The following is a 19,883-nucleotide window of genomic DNA, read 5'->3' on the forward strand; positions in this document are numbered from 1 at the left end:
AGGTACGGAATGAAGTTACGCAACCCAATCATTCGCAACGTAGTCGTTTTCTCTTTGACCGTCGCATTATTGACGGGCTGCACCATGAATACCGAAGGCACCGACGAGCACGGATTCGAACCTCATTTGACGGTCGATCTTCAAGTGCCGGCTCCTGCTGCAGCGGACGACGAAGTGTCCTTGTCCGTCGAGGTGAAGAAGAGCGGTCAACCGGTATCCAAGGCCGAACAAGCGGAGTTTGTCGTATGGCCGAACAACGAACCGGACCAAGCGATATCGGTTGTCGCAAGCGAGAGATCGCCGGGCGTCTATTCGGCTCACTACTCGTTCGGCGCGGAAGGATTGTATATCGTGCAAAGCCGCATCTCCGCCGGAGGCCTGGCGGTTATGCCCGCCAAACGAATCGCCATCGGTGATGACGCGGTGACGAAGTTGGCGATTCTCGAAGAAGGCGATTCATCAGAATCTCCATCCGGAACTCACCATTAGCGTTGATAGGATCGATCATGCTTCCCATCACGGAAGGAGTAGGATTCAAGGTGAACAAATTCTCGGATGCCGCGGGCAACTGGTTGTTCTATGCATGGGCCGTCTCCGTCGTCGCGACGCTCGGTAGTTTGTATCTGAGCGAAATCGTTCATTTCGTGCCCTGCAGCTTGTGCTGGTTCCAGCGAATTTGCATGTATCCTCTCGTATGGCTGCTCGGCGTCGCTTCCGCCAAGCGGAACGGAGGCATCGCGATCTACGCGCTTCCTCTTGTCGGCATCGGAGCGGCGGTATCCGGCTATCACATCTATATCCAAGAGATGCCTAGCCAAGCCGTCGGCGTCGCTTGCGGTCCGACGTCCTGCGTTACGGACGTATTGAACGCGTTCGGATTCTTGACCGTGCCGATGCTGGCGTTGACCGCATTCGCGTTCATCGGGTTCTGCCTCGTCATGGCGCGTCGCGCAACCCGCGCGACCGTCTCCGAGGATCGCCCAACCAAAGGAGGTTTAGAATGAAACGATTGATGGTCGCCATGATTGTATCGGCATCCGTATTCGTCGTCTATTTGCTCACGGAGCTTCCGCCTAGGGAAGAAGCGGCTCCCGCCGAAAGTTTCGTCGTCCCGAAGGTTACCGTTAATGAGGAACTCGTCACTGCCCTGTATAAGAATAATTGCTTATCCTGTCACGGCGGCGAGCTGCGAGGCGGGTTCGGACCTTCGTTAACGAAGGTAGGAGCCGAGATGAGCCTAGAGAAGATCTACGCCAAGATCGCGAACGGCGGCGGAGGCATGCCGAAGTTTGAAAGCAAGCTGACGGAGGACGAGCTCGCCCAGCTCGCGAACTGGCTGGCGAACCATAATTGACGGCTACCCGCCGCTGGCGTCTCGAACGAGATGCCGCGGCGGGTCTACTTATGTCGAGACAATTTGTTCTCGATCGCGAATCTGGCTAATTGGACGCGGTTATCGAGCCGGAGCTTATACAGGATGTTCTTCATATGATTCTTGACCGTATGCCCGGAGATGAACAGCCGATCGGCGATTTCGCGATTGGATGCGCCTTGGGCAACCCAGCTCAAGATCTCCTTTTCCCTTGCCGTCAATGGCGTCGGCAACGGTTCGGATTGAGGTTGCAGCGTAATCTCCCTCAGCAATCGGTAGGCGAAATCCCGCGATAGCGGCATATCGTCGGATAAGACTCCCTTCAAATAATCGATCCAAACCGAAGGGGTCAGATTCTTGATCAGATAACCGGAAGCCCCCTTCTTCAAGGCGTCCAGCAAGTGCAAGCCATCGTCCGATACCGTCACGATGACGATCTTGGTCGCGGGCAGCTTGTCCTTGATCGCCTTGGACGCTTCCAGTCCGTTCATTCCCTTCATGTGGATATCCATGAGTATCAGATCGGGCAAGAGCTCCTCTGCCAACCGAAGCGCCTCTTCCCCGCTGTTGCCTTCTCCTACGATCTCGAACGACGAATCCTGTTGGACGATGCATCTCATCGCTTCTCTCGCATGGGCATGATCATCGACGATCAATACCCGATAGGGATGCGTCATGCGGTCACCCTCCTTCGCTATTCCATTCATCATACTTGAATCCGCGGAGATGAGTATGACTCGGAAGAGCTATAGCTAACATTTTATGGATAAAAACGCACTAGGAAAGATAAGAATGCGGCGTATTCTTGGCGTGCGGCGAAAGTTAAAATGAGTCTGCACAGCCGATCCCAGTCAATTAAGGAGGGAGTTAGCATACGATCGTTCCGCCGGGAGGCGAATTCGAGCAACGGTACTGAGCGCTCGCGTTGTGCGACGATTCCAATCGATGAGAAGGATGTGGATAATGTGCGCTCAAGGATGTTGAAGTTCATGCTGGCAGCGGCGGTCGCGCTTCTGCTCGTACCCGTCATGACCGCCCAAGCGGCGACGAATCTGACGACTAGCGGCATCACGAACAACTCGGTGACTCTGAATTGGACGCTGCAATCGGGAGAGAGCACGGTACAGATCAACAAGAACGGCGTCTATCAGGCGACGATCGCAGGCAGCACCTACGTCGCGACCGGACTTAGCACGTGCACGAGCTACACGTTCGACGTCATCGGCTCGGGCTCGTTCGGCAGCCAGTCGAAGACGGTGACGACGGCCGGATGCCCGACCGCCCCTGTCATCTCCTACTCCGCGACCTGGTCGCAGATTAATCTCAGTTGGACGGCAAGCAATGCGGTAAGCTACACCATTCTGAGGAACGACAATTTCGTCAATACCGTGACCGGCACTTCGACGACGATTACGACGAACCCGAGCTTGGCGGAGAAGGTTACGATCGTCGCCAAGAACAGCACGGGTCAGACGGCAAGCTCGACCGTATGGGTCAGCACGCCGCAGTATACGGGATCGGTTAGCGGTACCGCTTACGGACAAGTGAAGCTGAACGCGTTCCTGCGCAACTCGGATTCTCTGTACAGTCAATCGATCTACATTCACTTGTATCGGAACGGCACGTACGTGAGCGAGACGGTCGTGACGCTGAACCCCGGTCAAATGCTGACGGGAACCTATACGCTAGCGACGGGGCAACCGTACGATACCTACACCGCCCAGATCCACAGTCCGAAGGTCGCCGCCTATAGCCTATCGTTAACCGGGCAATACTAGACGTTCTTCTTTTATTGGTATACGGCAAAAAGCGAAGCAGCCGGAAACGCTGCTTCGCTTTTTATTGGGGCGTCCGCCAGTTACGGCCGCGTATGGAGTTCATTTCACCGTCGACAGCAGGACGAAGATCGCGCCGGCGAACGCCGGGGCTTCCTCCCCTTTGGGGTTATGCAGGCGGAATAAGTAACTTGCGCCGTCCTCCGCCTTCCACACGATCGCGTCGCGGATTCCTTTTTCTCCCGAGGACTGCAGGTACAATTCGGCGAATCCCAACGGATGCTCGACAAGCTCGCCGCTGTAGTCGGAGACGGCGCCGAACGCATTCAACTCCTTCTCGGTTTCCTCTCGTACCTTCGCGATATCGTAGCCGTCCTGAAGCCGCTCGATGTCGACGTAGTATTCGGGATCGGCCGTTAACGCCAACCGGCCGGAAGATGAATCGAACGTAAATCCATCGACGGTATACAGCGAGAACCCTTCGCCTTGCTTCAGGGCGGCCGTCTTCGATTGATAGCCGTCCGCCGTGCGGACCTCGAGCGCCCCCTGTTCCGGACGCTCGGAAGCGGCGGGTTCGGAAGACGAAGATTCGGTCGGTTCCGCGCTCTGCGTTGCGACGGTTCCGCCGCCGGCGCCGGCGCTCGGCGATGACGCCGCGTCCGGGGAATTCGACCCGGCGCAAGCCGTCGCCGTCAGCGCCAGCGCGAGAAGAGCTACGGTCAGATAGCCGGAAGATGATCGTTTCATGAAGTTCCCTCCTTCAATATGGCAGCGAAGATGTCTTCGCTGCTCTCTATATCTATTCGACGTTGCGACTTCCCGAAAGGTTTCCGCCGCTATGCGAATAGGACGAATTCAAGACGGCATACACATCACACGACGCCGGTAAGAGGAGGTGGAATGGCGTATGCCCGCATGGTCCAAGCGACTTCTGTTCCCCTGCTCGCTCGCGATTGTCATCGCGGTCATGATCTGGCAATACAAGGCATCCGACGCGAACGCCTATCCCGTAGAATCCGCGTACCGCGACGATGCGATCGAGATTCGAGTAAGGACGGAAGACGCGCCGGCACGCCTGATGCAAGAGGCGACGTTCCTTATCCAAGTGAACGATTCAAGCGGCGCGCCGGTTAACGACGCGGATATCCATGTTACTATCCGGATGCCTAGCATGTTCTGCGGAGAGTTCCGGGCGAAGGTGGCGTTCAAGGGAGACGGCGCTTATGAAGCGAAGGCGGTCCCCGTGATGAGCGGACGCTGGGAAGCCGAGACGATCGTGACGACCGGCGATTCGTCCTATACGGTCATGCATCGGTTCGCCGCGGAGGAGTGACCTCAAGGCCTCACCAGAGCCAGGGATGGACCGACGGCACCCAACCGTTGGCGCTTAACCCCTTCAAGATCGTTAATACGCCCATGAGGACGGCAAGATCGCTTCCGAGTCTCCTTAATCGGTTCCTCCACGCTTTGTTCATCCCGTACGCCGTTAACGACACGGCCAGGAGGACGGGAATCGTCGACAACCCGAACGCGAACAGCGTAACGAAGCCTTCCAACCAAGAGCCGGTAGCCGCCGCGCGTATCTGCATCGCATAAGTCAGCCCGCAAGGCAACAAGCCAAGCATGAGCCCGGTCAAGAACATCGCGATCGTTTCGTACCTAGGTTTAATGCCGTTAATTATTGTGGAAAGCTTATTACGTCCCGGAAGGCGAAGCGAGCGGATCGGCAGCTCGTATCGGCGAATCGCCCATAATAGAATCAGGCAGCCGCCGACGATGCTCGCGATTCCTTGCAGGCCGGCGAGTCTGCCGGCGCCGTTCAGGAACGATCCAATCGTTCCCATGACTGCGCCCGTCATGCCATACGTGACGATGCGGCCGCAATGATAGGCCAACAGCGCATAGACGGCGCTGCGCCTTGCCTCGAGCGCGATGGACGCCCCGATTCCCCCGCACATGATGACGCAATGCGGTGCGCCGGTCAACCCCGCCAATACGGACAACCATATCGTTTCTCCAGTCATCCCCTCCCGCTCTCCTCCTGCCTTGGGAGCTTCAGCCCCCGCAATCGAAGCGCGTTGGCGACGACCAGCAAGGAACTGCCGGCCATGGCGATGCAGGACGCGCGCGGATCGAGCTGACCCGCGATCGCCAGCGGAATCATAACGACGTTATAGACGCACGCGAGGATCAGATTCTGCTTAATATTCCGAAGCGTTCGACGGGCGATCTCGCAAGCGTCCCCGATGGCCGACAGTCTGCCGCCGACGAGGACGACGTCGCCCGCTTGCAGCGCCGCGTCGTTGCCGCCCGCCATGACGATGCCGACATTCGACGCGGCCATCGCCGCCGCGTCGTTCGCGCCGTCGCCGACCATCGCGACGATATTCCCCTCGCCCTGATACGCCAGCACGGCGTCCATCTTGCGTTCGGGCAACATTCGAGACTGAACGTGCGCGATGCCGACTTCCTCGGCGATCCGCTTGGCCGCGTCTTCCCTGTCTCCCGTGGACATGACGATCCGGGCGAAGCGGGACAGCTCACCGATCGTCGGCACGGCGTCTTCGCGGACGGTATCGCGGAACGATAACAGACCTTCCCGCTTGCCGTCGATCGCGACGTGCAGGACGGAGTCCGCGTTCGCGCCGCTACTCTCGTATCCGGCCGTTCCCGAAACGCCGTTCTTGTTCAACCAGTCCATGGTACCAACGACGATCACATGACGATCGACGATGCCGGACACCCCTTCGCCCGGCGCCTCCCTCGTATCGGTCGCCGAAGACAGGAGCAATCTCTTGGCGTTCGCTTCCCGCACGACCGCAAGAGCCAGCGGATGCTCGACGTTCCGTTCCAAAGAGGCGACGAGTCGTAGAAGCTGCATGGCCGGCAGGCGTTGCGAGCGGATCTCTGTCAAGGAAGGCTTCCCCTTCGTCAACGTTCCGGTCTTATCGAAGATGAACACGTCGACCCGGCTCATCGTCTCCAGCGCGCTCCCTTCTTTGAACGCGATGCCTCTGCGGGCCGCATGGCTCGAGCCGATCAGCACGGAGATCGGCGTCGCCAATCCGAGCGCGCAAGGACAAGCGACGAGCAACACCGCCATGGCGTGCCCGATCGCCGTTGCCGCGGATGACGCGGCATACCACCAAGCGAACGTCGAGACCGCGAGCAGTATCATAATCGGTACGAACCATGCGACCACCCGGTCGGCTTGCCTCTGAATCTTCGGTTTCTTGGCTTGGGCTTGCTCGACCATGGCGATCATTCGCGCCAATCTCGTATCCAATCCTCCGGATAAGGCTCGAATCGTCATCGACCCGGCGGATAGCCGCGTTCCGGCGTACACCCGGTCTCCCGGTCGTCTCGCCAGCACGGTAGATTCGCCCGTCAGCAGCGATTCGTCTACTTCTCCCGCCCCCTCCTCCACGCTGCCGTCTATAGGAATCCGGTCTCCTCCTTGTACGGTGACGCGGTCTCCGGGACGTACGAGGGAGATCGGAATGGGCTCCGACAGGCGCCCCTGACGAATGACGCGAGCGGTATTCGAGTGCAGGTCGTTTAACGCCGTTAAGCTTCTGAAGGCGTTGCCCTTCGCGATCGACTCCAACCACTTGCCTAACGTAATCGTAGTCACGACCATCGCGATGGCATCGAAGTGCAAGCGCATCGAATGATGCATCGATCCGTGAAGCTGGGGCGCCGCGATGAGTTGGTATAAGCTGTAGACGTACGCTGACATCATGCCTAAGGCAACCAAGGCATCCATGTTGGGGTGCCGGATCGAGCGGATCGCGCCGACGAGGAAGGGATATCCGCAATAGAAGCATAGCATCGTGCCGACGATGGCTTGATAGATCGGATGGAAGACGAAGCTCGGCGCCGCTTCCCCGAGAGGGCCTATCAGATGGGCAAGCATGGCGAAGAGTAGAGGCGACGACAACGCGGCCGAGACGATGAACCGGTCGCGCCACCCCCTCGCTTCCGCCGCGAACGGATTCTCGTCTCCCTGCGTTTTGGCGGCCGCGTCGTAACCTAAGCTTCGAATCTTGCCGATGACCGGGGCAATGTCGGCATCGCGCTCTCGCAAGATTACGATAGCCGACGAAGTGGCTAAGCTGACGGCGGCGTCCCGCACGGCGTCGAGCCGAAGAAGCGTCTTCTCGATGCGGGACGAGCAGGCCGAACAGGTCATTCCCGTTATACGCAGATGGATCTCGCTCATACGAACCTCCGTGGGATCGACCGGCTCGAACGTTCCGGATGCGATCTGGGCATGTACTCTTAGGTTATGTACGAACGAGCGCGACGAGAATAGCCCGATAGGGCCGGTTGTCATTCACTAAGACTTGTTTCTCGATGGAGACGCGTACCGGCGATAACGACAACGCGCAGCCCGATGGGCTGCGCGTCTGCATTCAAAACCGATGATCATCGACTCGAACTAGAACTTCGGCAGAATGTATACCGCGATGAAATACAGCACTCCGAATGTAATGATCACATAGGCGGCGTATTTGATGAACGTCGATGCCACGCGGCTCGGGTCGTGCCTCTTCTCGATATGGCGTTCTTCGTAATTGTGCTGTTGAACGGACATTCGAATCACCTTCCTCGAATAGGTTTGAACTTCTCCCTATCCATTCACTACCCCGGGCGGCGGCGGATCAAACAATCACAAGCTCTCGAACAGCATCCAGATGCCCATGAGCCCCAGCACGGCGCCCGACGCTTTCTCGGCCCATTCTCCAAGGTAGCGTTTGATGCCGGCGCCGAACTTGACGCCGATCAGGGCGAACGCGAACGCTTGGACGGCCAGCAGCACGACCGTGAGAACGATCGGCAATCGCATCATCCCCGCCGAGAGACCGACCGCGAGCTCGTCCAAGCTGATGCCGATCGCCACGGCGAATAACGGCCAGCCGGACAACGGGCGCTTGAACGCCTTATCGTCGTCATCGTCATCGTCGAAGAACAGGAAATAGATTGCCACTCCGATCAACAACAGGGCGCCGATGACGGATATCGCGCCTTGGAAATATTGTCCGATGGCCCCGCCGATGACGACGCCGGCAATCGGCATGAGCGCTTCGGCCGCGGCGAACGTAAGCGCGATTCTGAGCCCGTCCTTCGACGATCTGCGGAGTCCCAACGAAGCGGAGACGAGCAAAGAATCGAAACCGAGCGATATGGCGATCAGACAGGCAATTAACGTATCCATGGACGAGCTCCTTCGACGACGTTCTTTTCCCTACTATACGATACGTTATTTCCGCGGTACAAGCCGGGTATAGGATATCCGCGCTCGTGAGAACCTAAGCCGAAGAGGTACAGACCATCCTTCAAAGGCAGGTAATCGAATGAAAAGAAAACTCTTCTGCGGATTAGCGCTTGCCGTCTTCTCCCTGCTGCTCGCGATTCCGGCGTATGCCTATACGGGGACGGCGGACGGAGGCAACGGCGGGCTCGGCAACGGCATGGGTAACGGTACGCATGATTCAAGGCTGCACGTCCAATCGACCGACGGATCGGCAAGAACGAATCAGATGCCCCATCACCGCGTCAGCGTATACGGAACGGATACGGGCACGCAGTTCTTGAACGTGAACCCGAACGTTCCCGGATTATCGGCGCGCAATCCGGTTCTTCGTCCGCAATCGAACGCGAACGGCGGTTATCGCGCGTTGGCGACGAACGATTCCAACGACATGAACTGGAGCTGGCTCGGGTTGCTCGGGTTGCTGGGGCTCTTCGGCATTCGAAGCCGGAACCCGCAACGCGACTAGCCGGCGAAGCCCATGAATAACGATGCAGGTCGCAATCCGAACGGCGGATGCGACCTGGCATCGTTATTTGTGCTTCTTGGACATTCCGATCCCGTCATACAATGAACCAGGTTACGCGTCGCGATTCGAGGATGGGAGGTGTGGCCATGTGGGTTAAACCGGCTTTCAAGATCGTCGAGATTTGCGCCGAAGTGACGGCCTATGCTTATCGCAAATGACCGCGCATGCCGGAGCAATCCGGCATCTCTTGTCTATGAAGGGGAGTAGCCATGATCGTGAAGCTGTTAGGCTCCGCCGCGGGAGGCGGATATCCGCAATGGAATTGCGCTTGTCCCCTCTGCCGGCGCGCGAGAACCGGAGACCCGTCCGCGCGCTCGCGGAGGAACGATTCGCTGGCCGTAAGCCCGGACGGCGTCCGCTGGGCGCTGCTTAACGCGAGTCCGGACGTCTGTCTTCAGACCGAAGAGAACGCCTGCCTACACCCGGGTGCTTCCCTCCGCGGCTCCCCCATTGAAGCCGTCCTGCTTACCGACGCGGAATTGGACCATACGATCGGACTGCTCCAGCTTCGGCAAGGCTCGGCGCTCGACGTCTACGCGACGTCGTCCGTTCTCGGGGCGCTGACGAACGACTTTCCCGTTCGTAAGATCGTCGAACCGTTCGCGAGCTTCCGATGGCACGAGACGACGCTCGAGGAATCTTTTCCACTATTTGGGGGACAATTGTCGGTATGTCCGTTCGACTTGGGCGATAAGCCCCCTCGGTACGTCGGGGCGAGATCGCCGCGGGATCCGGGACGTCAGCGCGAGCCTTGGAGCGTCGGCTATCGCATCACGGACCTGCGGACGGGCGGAATCGCCGTCTACGCGCCGGGAGTCGAGACATGGTCTCGGACGTTGGAGCGACGGCTGGAAGGCGCCGACTGCGTCTTCCTGGACGGAACGTTCTGGGCGGGCGACGAGCTGAGAGAGCTTGGCGTATCGGAGCTTCTCGCTTCCGATATGGGCCATCTTCCCGTAGCCGGCACCGGCGGCAGCGCAGAGTTGTTCGCGCGTTCCCCGGCTCGCCGCAAAGTGTACGTTCATATCAACAACACGAATCCGATGCTGCTCGAAGATTCGCCGGAAAGGCGGAAGTTGACCGACATGGGCATCGAGATCGGGTTCGACGGGATGGAGATGGAAGTCTAGATGACGGAATCGTATTTGCTCTCGAACGAACAATTCACGTCGCGCTTGCGCCAAGTCGGCGAAGAGCGTTATCACGACAAGCATCCGTATCATATCGCGATGCACGAAGGCAGGCTCTCCCCCGTTCAACTGCGGGCATGGATCGCCAACCGGTTCTATTATCAGAAGAATATTCCGGTGAAGGACGCCTTGATCTTGTCCAAGCTGCCATCCCGCGAAGACCGCAGGGAATGGATTCAGCGGATCATCGACCATGACGGCCGCGACGGCAACGACGGCGGCATCGAAGCATGGATTCGGCTGGGCGAAGCGGCGGACATTCCGAGAGACGAGATGCTGGACGAACGCCACGTGCTTCCGGCCGTTCGGTTCGCCGTAGACGCCTACGTGAACTTCTGCCGGCTGGAGCCTTGGCCGATCGCCGTCGCCTCCTCCTTGACGGAACTGTTCGCGCCTACTCTCGTCTCCAAACGAATCGGCGTGTTCCTGCAGCTGTATCCATGGATTCGGCCGGAAGGCCTCGCCTACTTCCAATCCCGGTTGACCCAAGCGCCGCGCGATGCGGATCACGGCTTAAGCATCGTCTTGCGCGAATGCCGGGATCGCGGGGATCAGGAACAAGCGATCGGCGCCTTGCGGTTCAAGTGCGACGTCCTCTGGTCGCTGCTGGACGCGCTCAGCTTGGCCTTCCCCGGCGGGGACAACGACCGATGAGCGCCATGGCACTGTCGGATCGGCCGAGGCTGCGCGGTCCGGGCCGGATGAAGTACGACAGAGCCCGGCAGACGGAGCTGTTGCTGCTGCCGGAGCGGGTCGTCGAGCTTAACGACGCCGCGGGAGCGATTCTGCGGCTATGCGACGGGCAGCGAACGATCTCGCGAATGATCGAGGAACTCGAAGCCAAGTTCGATCAGACCGGCTTAGGCGACGATATCGTCGCGTTCCTCGCTTCCGCCGCGGAAAGGGGCTGGTTGGAGCTATGCAGCTAGACTTGCCGTACGCGCTGACCGCGGAAATCACGCATCGTTGTCCCCTTCACTGCCCCTACTGTTCGAATCCGATCGAGCTTCATCGTAGAGAGAACGAGCTATCGACGAACGAATGGCTAAGCGTGCTGGAACAAGCCGGCGAGCTCGGGGTCGCGCAGGTGCATTTCACGGGCGGGGAACCGTTGCTGCGCCCGGATCTGGAACGGCTCGTCCGCGGCGCCAGAGAAGCCGAATTGTACGCGAATCTCATCACGAGCGGCATCGGATTGACGGAAGAACGCCTCCGGCAGCTCATAGAGGCAGGAATCGACAGCATTCAGATGAGCGTACAGGCTTCTTCCGCGGAGTTGGCCGATTCGATCGCCGGGTTCCGCGCGCATGAACGGAAGCGTCAAGCCGCGCGGCTCATCCGCGCGAGCGGCATCCCGCTGCATATGAACGTCGTCCTTCACCGCGCCAATCTTCACCAGATCGAAGAGATTATCGAACTTTGCTCGGAATGGGGAGCGCAGCGGCTGGAGCTGGCCAATGCGCAATATTACGGCTGGGCGCTGCGCAACGTCGAGCGCTTGCTTCCTCGCAAGGAACAGCTTCAAGAAGCCGAAGCCGCCTTCGCTCGGGCGAGAGAGCGCTTCGGCGATCGACTCGAACTCTTATGGATCTTACCTGATTATTACGAAGAATATCCGAAGCCCTGCATGGGCGGCTGGGGCAAGCTGTCTCTCACGGTGGCGCCGGACGGACGCGTATTGCCATGCACGGCTTCATCGGAAATCCGGAGCTTGACTTTCGAGAACGCGAAGGAACGCGATCTGGCCTGGATCTGGCATCATTCCCCTTCATTCAACGCTTATCGCGGCTACGATTGGATGCCGGAACCGTGCAGAGGCTGCGAGCGCCGCGAGCTGGATTACGGCGGGTGCCGCTGTCAGGCTTATCTATTGACCGGCGACGCGCGGGCGACGGACCCCGTCTGCAATAGGTCTCCCCATCGCGGCGCGATTACGGATCGGATCGCCTCGGCCATGCACGACGAAGTTCGCTTGCCGGGCTATTCCTATCGAGGCAGGTGATCGGCGGGTGAACATCTTCGATGCCCATTGCGACGTACTCAGCAAGCTGCTGGACAACCCGGAGCTGGATTTCGCCCATGCCCGGGACGGTCTGGACGTTACGCTCGACAGAATGCTGGCATCCGGCGTCAAAGCGCAGAATTTCGCCGTCTACTTGCCGGAACGATGGTCCGGCGAGTTCAAGCAAGCGCTGGCAAGCGTGGATTTGTTCTATGAACGCATTCTCTCGCTTCCGCGCATGAGGTTTATCCGCACGAAGGACGATCTGCGACTCCTCCCGAACGAAGAGCGGATCGGAGCGTTGCTGTCGCTGGAAGGAGTCGACTCGCTTCACGGGAACTTGGCTTATCTTCGCATCCTCTACCGCCTCGGCGTAAGGACCGTCGGCATCACCTGGAACCGCGCCAACTGGGCGGCGGACGGCGTCTTGGAGGCGAGGAACGGCGGATTCACCGCGGCGGGCAAGGACTTGATTCGGGAATGCAACCGGCTGGGCATGATCATGGACGTCTCCCACCTGTCCGAGAGAGGCTTCTGGGAACTCGTCGAAGCGTCCGTCAAGCCGGTCATCGCTTCCCACTCCAACGCCAAGACGGTCAGCCCCCGCTTACGGAATCTGTCGGACGCTCAGATAGAAGCGCTCATTCGAACCGGGGGCGTCATCGGAATCACGTTCGTTCCCCCGTTCGTAAGCGAAGAAGAACCCGTTCCCATGGATCGGATTCTTCGTCACGTCGATCATATTTGCTCGTTAGGCGGCAAGCGCCATATCGGATTCGGTTCCGACTTCGACGGGATCCGGGAATGGATCGTCGGACTGGAGCATGCCGGCCATTACGACCGCTTGATCAATCTGCTGCTGAAGCATTACAGGGAGGAAGACGTCGCGCTCTTCGCTTACGGCAACTGGAATAGCTTCTATATGGAACATTTGCCGGACGAGTAAGCGTTCGCTCAAGGCGTCGCGACCCGAACTCTAGGATCGCGATCGCCCGGTTGCGCGAAGTCGAAGGGCAGCTCGTCCCCCGCCTTCAAGATCTTGTCTTGCGGGACGAACTTCGTCAGCCGGGTCTCGAAGAAGTTCGGATGCTTGTCCCATGCGTCCTTCGGCATCGTTAGCACGAACCGGCCCTGCCGGTCGGGTATCGTCACGGCGTAAGGCGTACCGGGCGGGACGTCAAGCCCGGCGATCAAGCCGGCATACGTCGCCCCCTTAGAGGTCGTGCTGACCAGACTGGCGGGATTATCGTCGATCACCGATCCTGTTCTCGGCAGCCGGATCCGAATGTCCACGCTCGTATTCCGGGGAAGGATGAACGCTTTGCCGTCCGGCAGCTCGTATCGGCGCGAGCCGACGATGACGGTTAAGTTCGTCTCCTCTTCCTCCGGCCAATAATACATCTCGTAGATCCCGTTCCGATCGGTCGGGGTCGACTTGGCGAAGCCTTCGCCGCTATCCCGGTCGATCCATACGATCGCGTCCTTCACGGGTTTGCCGTCGGCATCCGCGACTTGCCCCGAGATGCGGTACTTGTCGACTTGGAAGAAGGATATTCTGTCCCCCGTCCCGATCATGAACCGAGCATGCACCTTAACTTGGCTCGCGTCCTTATCGGAAGGCTCTACCCGGGTCACTTCGATCGGATGATAGATGCTGATCGCGGAAGCGGCGGACCGAATCCGATCGGCCTCTTCTCTCCCGATCGGCTTGCCGTCGATGGTCGCCTCCGCGACCGACATGACGTTAACGTGCTTATTGGCGAGTATGCTGCGGTCGACGTCCAGCTCGAACGAACCGTCCTCGCGGGTGCGGATCGTCCTCCCTTGGGCTTCGGCTCGCAGGACGGCATTCGCGACAGGCCGGCCGTCGAGCGTCAGCTTGCCCTTCACGGCCGCGAGATGAGCGCCGTCGCTCTTCCATGTCTTGACGACGAACGAAGTCCGTTCCAGCTCGATGTGGCCGCGAGGGACTTCGGCTTCGGCGTTCGCTTCAGTACTGTAGGCAATCCATAGCGTCGTTACTGCGACTAAGAGCGCGATTAGGCGCGATTTGGTTATCGTGATCACGTAAGCGGTCTCCTTTACGATAAGACGGTCAAGACAAGACGCATGCGCGTCCTGCCTTGACCGCCGGGGTCGAATGATAAGCTATTTCGCGGCATGTCCACCGCCCGACTCCGCCGTGCCCGCCGGACCTTGCGCCGTGTTGCCGCCAAGTCCGAACACGTGCACCTTCGGCTTCGTGCCGCCGGTGGTGAAAACGATATACTCCTTGCCGTCGACCGTGAAGATCGATGGCGCCGCCTGCACGTTATCCCCGGACGTCTGGAACGTCCAGATCACCTTGCCCGCCTTGATATCGAGCGCATTGATCTTGCCGTCCAGCTCGCCGTAGAACGCCAGTCCCGAATCCGTGCTCGTCAAGCCGCCGCGCTGCGCGTCCGTCGTCTTGATCTGATAGGCTTGCTTGCCGGTGTCCACGTTGATCGCGGTAACCGTACCGTATCCAACGACGTCCGGCACCGCTTCGTATATCGTGCCGAATGCCGCCGCGCCAGGGAAGTCCGGCGTGCCCGCCTCCGCCTCGGTCTTCGCCGACTTGAAGAGAGAAGGATTCTCGATGCCGGGAATCAAGACGTAATTCGTCGCCGGATCGTACGACTCGGGCGCATAGTTCTCCCCGCCGAGCACGCCGGGATAGCTGACGGTGCCCTCGGGCGTCGGCTCCTTCTTATCGATCTTGGCGAACGGAATGCCGTCCCAGACGACGTCCCCCGTAGCCGCGTCCCAGGCGAACCATAAGCCGGATTTCCCGCCTTGGACGACAAGCTTCTTCTTCTGCCCCTTCGCCGTGGCGTTAATGATCATCGGGGAAGCTCCCGCGTCGTAGTCCCACATATCGTGGCTGACTTCTTGCTTCGACCAGACAAGCTTCCCGGTCATCGCGTTGACGGCCACGACCGAGTCGGTGTGCGGGTTGTCTCCCGGACGATTCGCGCCGTAGAAGTCCGGAGCCGGATTGCCCGTCGCGAAGTACATGATGTCGGTCTCTTCGTCGATCGCGACGGGATCCCACACCGCCCCGCCCCCTTGGAACTTGCTGTTCGCCAGCCAATCCTGGCCTTTGGGCGGCACGGTCCAGAACGGAGAATCCCAAGCCGGCGTCAGATCGCTCGCCTTGAACGCGGCCACGAAGCCTCGAACGCCGTTGTCGCTGCCGCTGCTGCCGATATAGACGTTGCCCTTGTAATATTGGGGAGCGTTCGTCTCGTAGTACCCGTTCTCTAGCGTTACTCCTTCGAGCGAATCGCCGAGCTTGACCATCTTCACGAGCTCGCCGGTTTTCTGATCCAAGGCGATAAGCGAGTTGTCGACCGCCAGCATGAACACTTTGCCTTCGCCTACCGCCACGCCGCGGTTGGCGATAATGCCCGCCTTGGAGAAGCTGGCCGCTTGCTCGGCCGACGGCTTCCAATGCCAGATCGTTTTTCCGGTCACCGCGTCTAACGCGAACACTTGATTTCCCGACGTCGTAATGTAGATGACCCCGTCGATGACGACCGGGTACGACTGGTTGCCGTTCTTGACGTCCGCGTCGAGCGTCTTCAGGTCCGCGGACCAGATGACGCCGAGGTCTTTGACGTTATCGGCCGTAATCTCCTTGAACGGGACGTGCCGGTTGTTATCCAGCTTATACCCGTACGAACCCCAATTCTCGAAGCTTGTTCCGGTCGCGCCGGTTGCGGATGGCGGAGCCGTCGTCTGTCCTTGCGTCTGGGAGGGCGAAGCGGTGTTGCCGGCGTTGTCGTCGTTGTCGTTGCCGGAACAAGCGCTTAGCACCAACAACAGAGCAAGCGCCGTTCCGATGATCGGTTGCGTTTTTTTCACGGTGGATAACCTCCAAGATGGGTGAATGTGCGGCTTCGCGGTACATGGGAAGATCCCGCTGGTTACAATCTTCGTCGGTGATGGTATTTCCTAATTCGCGTAAATTATGTAAAAGCGCGCCGATGACCCTCCCCCCTCCTCGCGCGAACGACAAAAAGACCCTCCCGCCTCCCGGTAAAGGAAGCGAAAGGGCCGTCGCGCTTGCCGCTGCTTCTACGATCGCAATTCGAGGTTGGCCGCCTTGTTGGCATCGATGGCGCCGGCCGTCTCCGCGCGATCTTGTTTGTCGTAGAACTTCCCGAGCTTCCAGCCGATCGCGATATTCACGACCGCCATCGCCGAGAACAAGACGACGTCTCCCCACGGCTCCGGAAGGAATAAATCCGCCAGAAGCCAACCGCCGGTCATCGAAGCGCCCATTACCGCGCCTTTCACGGACGATTTCAAGCTTAGTCCAGCCATTCGAACACCCTCCTGTATATAGGCTTCGCGCGTTTCCCTCCCCTGATTGTATGTCGCGGACAAGCGCGATTAGACCGCGAAATCGACCTGCGCGGCGACATGCGAAATAGGCTGCCGCATAGGACTAAGTCCCGTGCGCAACGGCCATAATAGCAAGGAATAACTCTAGGAGGAATCGATGCTTCATGAAACGACAATCCGTCAAGTTAGGGATCGTGCTCGCGCTATTCGCCCTATTCGCGCTCAGCGGTTGCGGCAATTCGAATGACAATAACGCGAATTCGCCGTCGGCGCCGGCTTCGTCCCCGGGCGCGGGGGGCGGCGGAGAGACGCAGGAAATCACGTTGAACGCGGTCAACTGGGAGTTCAGCGTGCCCGAGATCAAAGCCAAAGTCGGAGATACGCTCAAGCTGACCTTGAACAACGAAAAAGGGGCTCACGGCGTGCAGATCGACGATCTGAACGTGAAGATCAAGAACGGCGAAACCGCGACGATCAAGTTGGACAAAGCCGGAACCTACGATTTTTATTGCAACATCCAGTGCGGACAAGGCCATGACAACATGGTGGGACAGATAATCGTCCAATAGCGGATTAAGGTTAAGGTAACGAAAAGCGGAATCCCGTGGGATTCCGCTTTTTCATGCATTACCGTTCGCAGATTATCGTTACTTCTCCCACAGCTCGATCAGTCGGCCGTCCGGGTCTTGAATCCATAAGAATTTTCCGAATTCGTTAACCTCCATACTCTTCGCGAGAGGCACGCCGATCGTTTCAAGATGGTTCATCGTCTCGTTCAGGTCATGGACTTGAAAATTGAGCATCGCTTGTTGTCCCGTCGGAAAGTAACCGTCATCGGCGGCGAAGAACGATAATATCGTCTCGTTGCCCGCATGCGATTGGATGACGGTCCCGTTCCAGTCCGCGATCTCGATCTTCAATACGTCGCCGTACCACTTTTTCGTAACCTCGACATGATTCGTTCTCCAGAAGATTCCTCCGAAACCTTTGATCATTTGATCCCACTCCTTGAACATGATATCAAATCCAATTTGGTATGCTCCTTCGTTGCCATGGTTACGGTTGCGGGCAAGTATAGACTCCTATTCTAACATAGCCCAATTCCTCCTAGTCAGACCGAATGCTCGCTTACGGACGGCTTTTTTGGTATATTTTCCGTGAGCGTTCGCAGATTAAGTCCGTGCGACGATATCGCATCTTAAGGAGACGTACGATGGAATTATTTTTTACGATCTTAATTCTTCTCGCCTTGATCGGCGTATCCAATGTCTTGAGCGGCCATTTCCCGCTCGTTCCCGTTCCGCTCATGCAGATCGCGCTCGGCATGTGCGCCGCGGCCGTCCCTTTCGGCCTCCATATGCACCTCGAGCCGGAGCTGTTCTTCGTGCTGTTCATCGCGCCGCTGCTGTATAACGACGGCAAGCACGTGTCGAGGACCGAGCTATGGAAGCTGCGCGTTCCGATTCTGCTGCTCTCCGTCGGCTTGGTGTTCGCGACGGTGTTCTTGATCGGATACGCCATCCACTGGATGATCCCGTCCATTCCACTGCCCGTCGCGTTCGGTCTCGCGGCCATCCTGTCGCCGACGGACGCCGTCGCGGTCGGCAGCTTGGCAGGCCGAATCCGGTTGCCGCGAAGACTGATGCACCTGCTCGAAGGCGAAGCGCTCATGAACGACGCCTCGGGTCTCGTCGCGTTCAAGTTCGCGATCGCCGCCGCGCTATCCGGCAGCTTCTCGCTCGCGAACGCCAGCGTCAGCTTCCTCCTCATCGCGATCGGAGGCCTCGCGGTCGGCGCGGTCACGGCGCTGCTCGTCTCCGGCGTCCGCGTGTGGCTTCGCAGGTCGGGTCTCGAAGACGAGACGATGCATATGCTCGTTCATCTGTTGACGCCGTTCGCGCTCTATATGATCGCCGAGCATCTCGGCGTATCCGGCATCTTGGCCGCGGTCGCCGGCGGCTTCGTGCACGCGATCGAACGCGACCGGATGGCGAGCGTCAAGCCGCTGTCCCACGAGCTGTCGGACAATACGTGGTCCGTCATCGTCTTCATCCTTAACGGGCTCGTGTTCGTCATCCTCGGGCTGCAGCTGCCGAGCGTGTTCAACGAGGTGTTCGAAGATCCCCTGTTGAACAACGGAGAAGTGATCGGCTACGCGGTCGTCATCTTCCTCATGCTGCTCGTTCTGCGCCTCCTGTGGGCGTACTCGTTCTCCACCGGCGGACGCTGGATCGGCCAGAAGACGGAGTTGGGCGCGAAGATCTCGTTCAAGATGCTCGCGATGACCTCCCTGTCCGGCGTGAGGGGCGCCGTCACGCTCGCCGGCGCGTTCTCCATCCCGCTGCTGCTGGACAACGGGGCGCCGTTCCCGGAACGAAGCCTCGTCATCTTCTTGGCGGCGGTCGTTATCTTGCTGTCCCTCGTCGCCGCGAGCGTCTTCTTGCCGTTGCTCGCGCAGAAGCCTGCCGAGGACAAAGCGGCGGAACGCTTGGCATCCGAACGCACGGGCGAACAGAAGATCATGGGCGCCGCCATTCGCGCGGTCCATTCCGCGACGACCGAAGGCAACGAAATCGAGTCGGCGTCCGTCATCGCCGACTACGAGCGCTGGCGCAGAAATCCGGAAGCCGACGTCCGGAAGATGCAGCGCGGCAAGAACGACGCGGAAGAACGGGAAATGCGGCTTAAAGCGATCGAAGTGGAGCGTCGCACGGTGAACCTGCTGCTCCGGGACGATCGCATTACCGAGACGCAAGCGGCGCTGTTCCAGAGCAATCTGGAGCAGATGTCGATGGTGCTGTCCGCGCGCACGAACTTGCTCGTCCTGCTGATCAAGTTCTGGTGGCAAGAATTGAAGGCGCTGTTCACGAAGCAAGAGTCCCGGTTCAAGGCGATGCGGGACTTGTCGAAGGAAGACCGGGAAGCGATCCGCGGGGTGAAGGTGCAGACGTGCGAAGCGGCGATATCCTCGCTGCGCACGGAACGGACGTGCGACGCAAGAGCGGCCGTCATGAGCCATTACGAGCACGTGCTGACGAGGTTGACCTCCCCCTACTCCTTCGGCAAGCCTCTCGAGGGCGACGAGGAAGTGCGGCGCGACCTGCAATGGATCGCCATTCAAGCCGAGCGGGACGAAGTGCAGACTCTGTTCGAGCGAGGCGAGATCACGCGCGACATCGCGAACAAGCTGCGCCGGATGATCCGGACGCGCGAAGCGACGATATTGGAATAAGAACGCGGGTAGCGGCGATCGCGATTCGGTTAATAACCGGACGACGATCGCCGTTTTTTTTCATCGAACAGTCCTTCTCGTTCATAAGCAGTTCATAA

At 59.1% G+C, this 19,883-nt stretch carries 24 protein-coding genes; 14 read left to right on the forward strand and 10 right to left on the reverse strand.

What is annotated here, in order from left to right:
- Nucleotides 1–9: 9 nt before the first annotated feature.
- The 3 genes from ACFQZG_RS00370 to ACFQZG_RS00380 are packed head-to-tail and all read left to right on the forward strand — an operon-like array spanning nt 10 to nt 1,354.
- The gene (locus ACFQZG_RS00370) at nt 10–489 is read left to right on the forward strand and encodes a FixH family protein (RefSeq protein WP_378149030.1); all 480 of its coding nucleotides are present in this window, start codon (nt 10–12) and stop codon (nt 487–489) included.
- 50 nt (nt 490–539) lie between these two features.
- On the forward strand, nt 540–1,004 hold the full coding sequence (locus tag ACFQZG_RS00375) for a disulfide oxidoreductase (RefSeq protein ID WP_378149032.1): 465 nt from the start codon (nt 540–542) through the stop codon (nt 1,002–1,004).
- Nucleotides 1,001–1,354 carry a c-type cytochrome gene (locus ACFQZG_RS00380; protein ID WP_378149033.1) on the forward strand — a complete coding sequence of 118 codons (354 nt, stop codon included), beginning with the start codon at nt 1,001–1,003 and terminating at the stop codon, nt 1,352–1,354. The genes ACFQZG_RS00375 and ACFQZG_RS00380 overlap by 4 nt, the downstream gene beginning before the upstream one ends.
- Before the next feature lie 44 nt (nt 1,355–1,398).
- Here the strand turns inward: ACFQZG_RS00380 and ACFQZG_RS00385 are convergent, their stop codons facing one another.
- On the reverse strand, nt 1,399–2,049 hold the full coding sequence (locus ACFQZG_RS00385; RefSeq protein WP_378149035.1) for a response regulator: 651 nt from the start codon (nt 2,047–2,049) through the stop codon (nt 1,399–1,401).
- Nucleotides 2,050–2,361: 312 nt separating this feature from the next.
- Here ACFQZG_RS00385 and ACFQZG_RS00390 point away from each other — a divergent pair, with 312 nt between their 5' ends.
- Nucleotides 2,362–3,150 (forward strand): hypothetical protein, encoded by a 789-nt coding sequence (locus ACFQZG_RS00390; protein WP_378149037.1) that lies wholly within the window; start codon nt 2,362–2,364, stop codon nt 3,148–3,150.
- A gap of 99 nt (nt 3,151–3,249) precedes the next feature.
- On the opposite strand, the gene ACFQZG_RS00395 is transcribed toward ACFQZG_RS00390, so the two are convergent.
- Entirely contained in the window at nt 3,250–3,894 is a 645-nt protein-coding gene (locus ACFQZG_RS00395; RefSeq protein ID WP_378149038.1) for a hypothetical protein, read from the reverse strand.
- Nucleotides 3,895–4,054: 160 nt separating this feature from the next.
- Between ACFQZG_RS00395 and ACFQZG_RS00400 the strand changes: the two genes are divergently transcribed.
- Nucleotides 4,055–4,480, forward strand: coding sequence for a FixH family protein (locus ACFQZG_RS00400; RefSeq protein ID WP_378149040.1), 426 nt, complete (start codon nt 4,055–4,057; stop codon nt 4,478–4,480).
- Between the two features lie 10 nt (nt 4,481–4,490).
- Here the strand turns inward: ACFQZG_RS00400 and ACFQZG_RS00405 are convergent, their stop codons facing one another.
- The 4 genes from ACFQZG_RS00405 to ACFQZG_RS00420 all read right to left on the reverse strand — a co-directional run bounded on the left by ACFQZG_RS00405 (nt 4,491) and on the right by ACFQZG_RS00420 (nt 8,365).
- On the reverse strand, nt 4,491–5,171 hold the full coding sequence (locus tag ACFQZG_RS00405) for a sulfite exporter TauE/SafE family protein (protein ID WP_378149042.1): 681 nt from the start codon (nt 5,169–5,171) through the stop codon (nt 4,491–4,493).
- The gene (locus tag ACFQZG_RS00410; protein ID WP_378149044.1) at nt 5,168–7,369 is read right to left on the reverse strand and encodes a heavy metal translocating P-type ATPase; all 2,202 of its coding nucleotides are present in this window, start codon (nt 7,367–7,369) and stop codon (nt 5,168–5,170) included. Before ACFQZG_RS00410 ends, ACFQZG_RS00405 begins: the two co-directional genes overlap by 4 nt.
- A 219-nt stretch (nt 7,370–7,588) precedes the next feature.
- A complete protein-coding gene (locus tag ACFQZG_RS00415; RefSeq protein ID WP_378149046.1) occupies nt 7,589–7,744 on the reverse strand; it encodes a hypothetical protein in 156 nt (51 codons plus the stop codon).
- Between the two features lie 75 nt (nt 7,745–7,819).
- Complete coding sequence (locus tag ACFQZG_RS00420; protein WP_378149047.1) at nt 7,820–8,365, reverse strand: manganese efflux pump MntP; 546 nt, start codon at nt 8,363–8,365, stop codon at nt 7,820–7,822.
- Nucleotides 8,366–8,504: 139 nt separating this feature from the next.
- Between ACFQZG_RS00420 and ACFQZG_RS00425 the strand changes: the two genes are divergently transcribed.
- The 7 genes from ACFQZG_RS00425 (at nt 8,505) to ACFQZG_RS00455 (ending at nt 13,128) form a co-directional block, all read left to right on the forward strand.
- Nucleotides 8,505–8,930 carry a WGxxGxxG family protein gene (locus tag ACFQZG_RS00425; protein ID WP_378149048.1) on the forward strand — a complete coding sequence of 142 codons (426 nt, stop codon included), beginning with the start codon at nt 8,505–8,507 and terminating at the stop codon, nt 8,928–8,930.
- 146 nt (nt 8,931–9,076) lie between these two features.
- Nucleotides 9,077–9,148, forward strand: coding sequence for a pyrroloquinoline quinone precursor peptide PqqA (gene pqqA / locus ACFQZG_RS00430; RefSeq protein ID WP_378150414.1), 72 nt, complete (start codon nt 9,077–9,079; stop codon nt 9,146–9,148).
- 51 nt (nt 9,149–9,199) lie between these two features.
- Nucleotides 9,200–10,120 carry a pyrroloquinoline quinone biosynthesis protein PqqB gene (gene pqqB, locus ACFQZG_RS00435; RefSeq protein WP_378149050.1) on the forward strand — a complete coding sequence of 307 codons (921 nt, stop codon included), beginning with the start codon at nt 9,200–9,202 and terminating at the stop codon, nt 10,118–10,120.
- A complete protein-coding gene (gene pqqC / locus ACFQZG_RS00440) occupies nt 10,121–10,834 on the forward strand; it encodes a pyrroloquinoline-quinone synthase PqqC (protein ID WP_378149051.1) in 714 nt (237 codons plus the stop codon).
- Complete coding sequence (gene pqqD, locus ACFQZG_RS00445) at nt 10,831–11,109, forward strand: pyrroloquinoline quinone biosynthesis peptide chaperone PqqD (protein ID WP_378149052.1); 279 nt, start codon at nt 10,831–10,833, stop codon at nt 11,107–11,109. The genes pqqC and pqqD overlap by 4 nt, the downstream gene beginning before the upstream one ends.
- A complete protein-coding gene (gene pqqE / locus ACFQZG_RS00450; protein ID WP_378149054.1) occupies nt 11,100–12,182 on the forward strand; it encodes a pyrroloquinoline quinone biosynthesis protein PqqE in 1,083 nt (360 codons plus the stop codon). The genes pqqD and pqqE overlap by 10 nt, the downstream gene beginning before the upstream one ends.
- Before the next feature lie 7 nt (nt 12,183–12,189).
- Entirely contained in the window at nt 12,190–13,128 is a 939-nt protein-coding gene (locus ACFQZG_RS00455) for a dipeptidase (protein ID WP_378149056.1), read from the forward strand.
- An 8-nt stretch (nt 13,129–13,136) separates the two neighbouring features.
- On the opposite strand, the gene ACFQZG_RS00460 is transcribed toward ACFQZG_RS00455, so the two are convergent.
- From ACFQZG_RS00460 to ACFQZG_RS00470, 3 genes are all read right to left on the reverse strand, one after another.
- Nucleotides 13,137–14,249: a hypothetical protein gene (locus ACFQZG_RS00460; RefSeq protein ID WP_378149058.1), complete on the reverse strand. Its 1,113-nt coding sequence runs from the start codon at nt 14,247–14,249 to the stop codon at nt 13,137–13,139.
- An 81-nt stretch (nt 14,250–14,330) separates the two neighbouring features.
- Nucleotides 14,331–16,070 carry a pyrroloquinoline quinone-dependent dehydrogenase gene (locus tag ACFQZG_RS00465; RefSeq protein ID WP_378149059.1) on the reverse strand — a complete coding sequence of 580 codons (1,740 nt, stop codon included), beginning with the start codon at nt 16,068–16,070 and terminating at the stop codon, nt 14,331–14,333.
- Between the two features lie 213 nt (nt 16,071–16,283).
- A complete protein-coding gene (locus tag ACFQZG_RS00470) occupies nt 16,284–16,532 on the reverse strand; it encodes a hypothetical protein (RefSeq protein ID WP_378149061.1) in 249 nt (82 codons plus the stop codon).
- Between the two features lie 185 nt (nt 16,533–16,717).
- Here ACFQZG_RS00470 and ACFQZG_RS00475 point away from each other — a divergent pair, with 185 nt between their 5' ends.
- Complete coding sequence (locus ACFQZG_RS00475; protein WP_378149062.1) at nt 16,718–17,122, forward strand: cupredoxin domain-containing protein; 405 nt, start codon at nt 16,718–16,720, stop codon at nt 17,120–17,122.
- Nucleotides 17,123–17,200: 78 nt separating this feature from the next.
- Here ACFQZG_RS00475 and ACFQZG_RS00480 read toward each other — a convergent pair whose 3' ends face one another.
- Nucleotides 17,201–17,548: a VOC family protein gene (locus ACFQZG_RS00480; RefSeq protein WP_378149064.1), complete on the reverse strand. Its 348-nt coding sequence runs from the start codon at nt 17,546–17,548 to the stop codon at nt 17,201–17,203.
- 218 nt (nt 17,549–17,766) lie between these two features.
- On the opposite strand from ACFQZG_RS00480, the gene ACFQZG_RS00485 reads away from it, so the two are divergent.
- Nucleotides 17,767–19,785 (forward strand): Na+/H+ antiporter, encoded by a 2,019-nt coding sequence (locus tag ACFQZG_RS00485; RefSeq protein WP_378149066.1) that lies wholly within the window; start codon nt 17,767–17,769, stop codon nt 19,783–19,785.
- Nucleotides 19,786–19,883 lie beyond the last annotated feature (98 nt).

Origin of the sequence: Cohnella sp. GCM10027633 (assembly GCF_042675445.1) — a bacterium.
In the GTDB taxonomy this organism is placed as follows: domain Bacteria; phylum Bacillota; class Bacilli; order Paenibacillales; family Paenibacillaceae; genus Cohnella.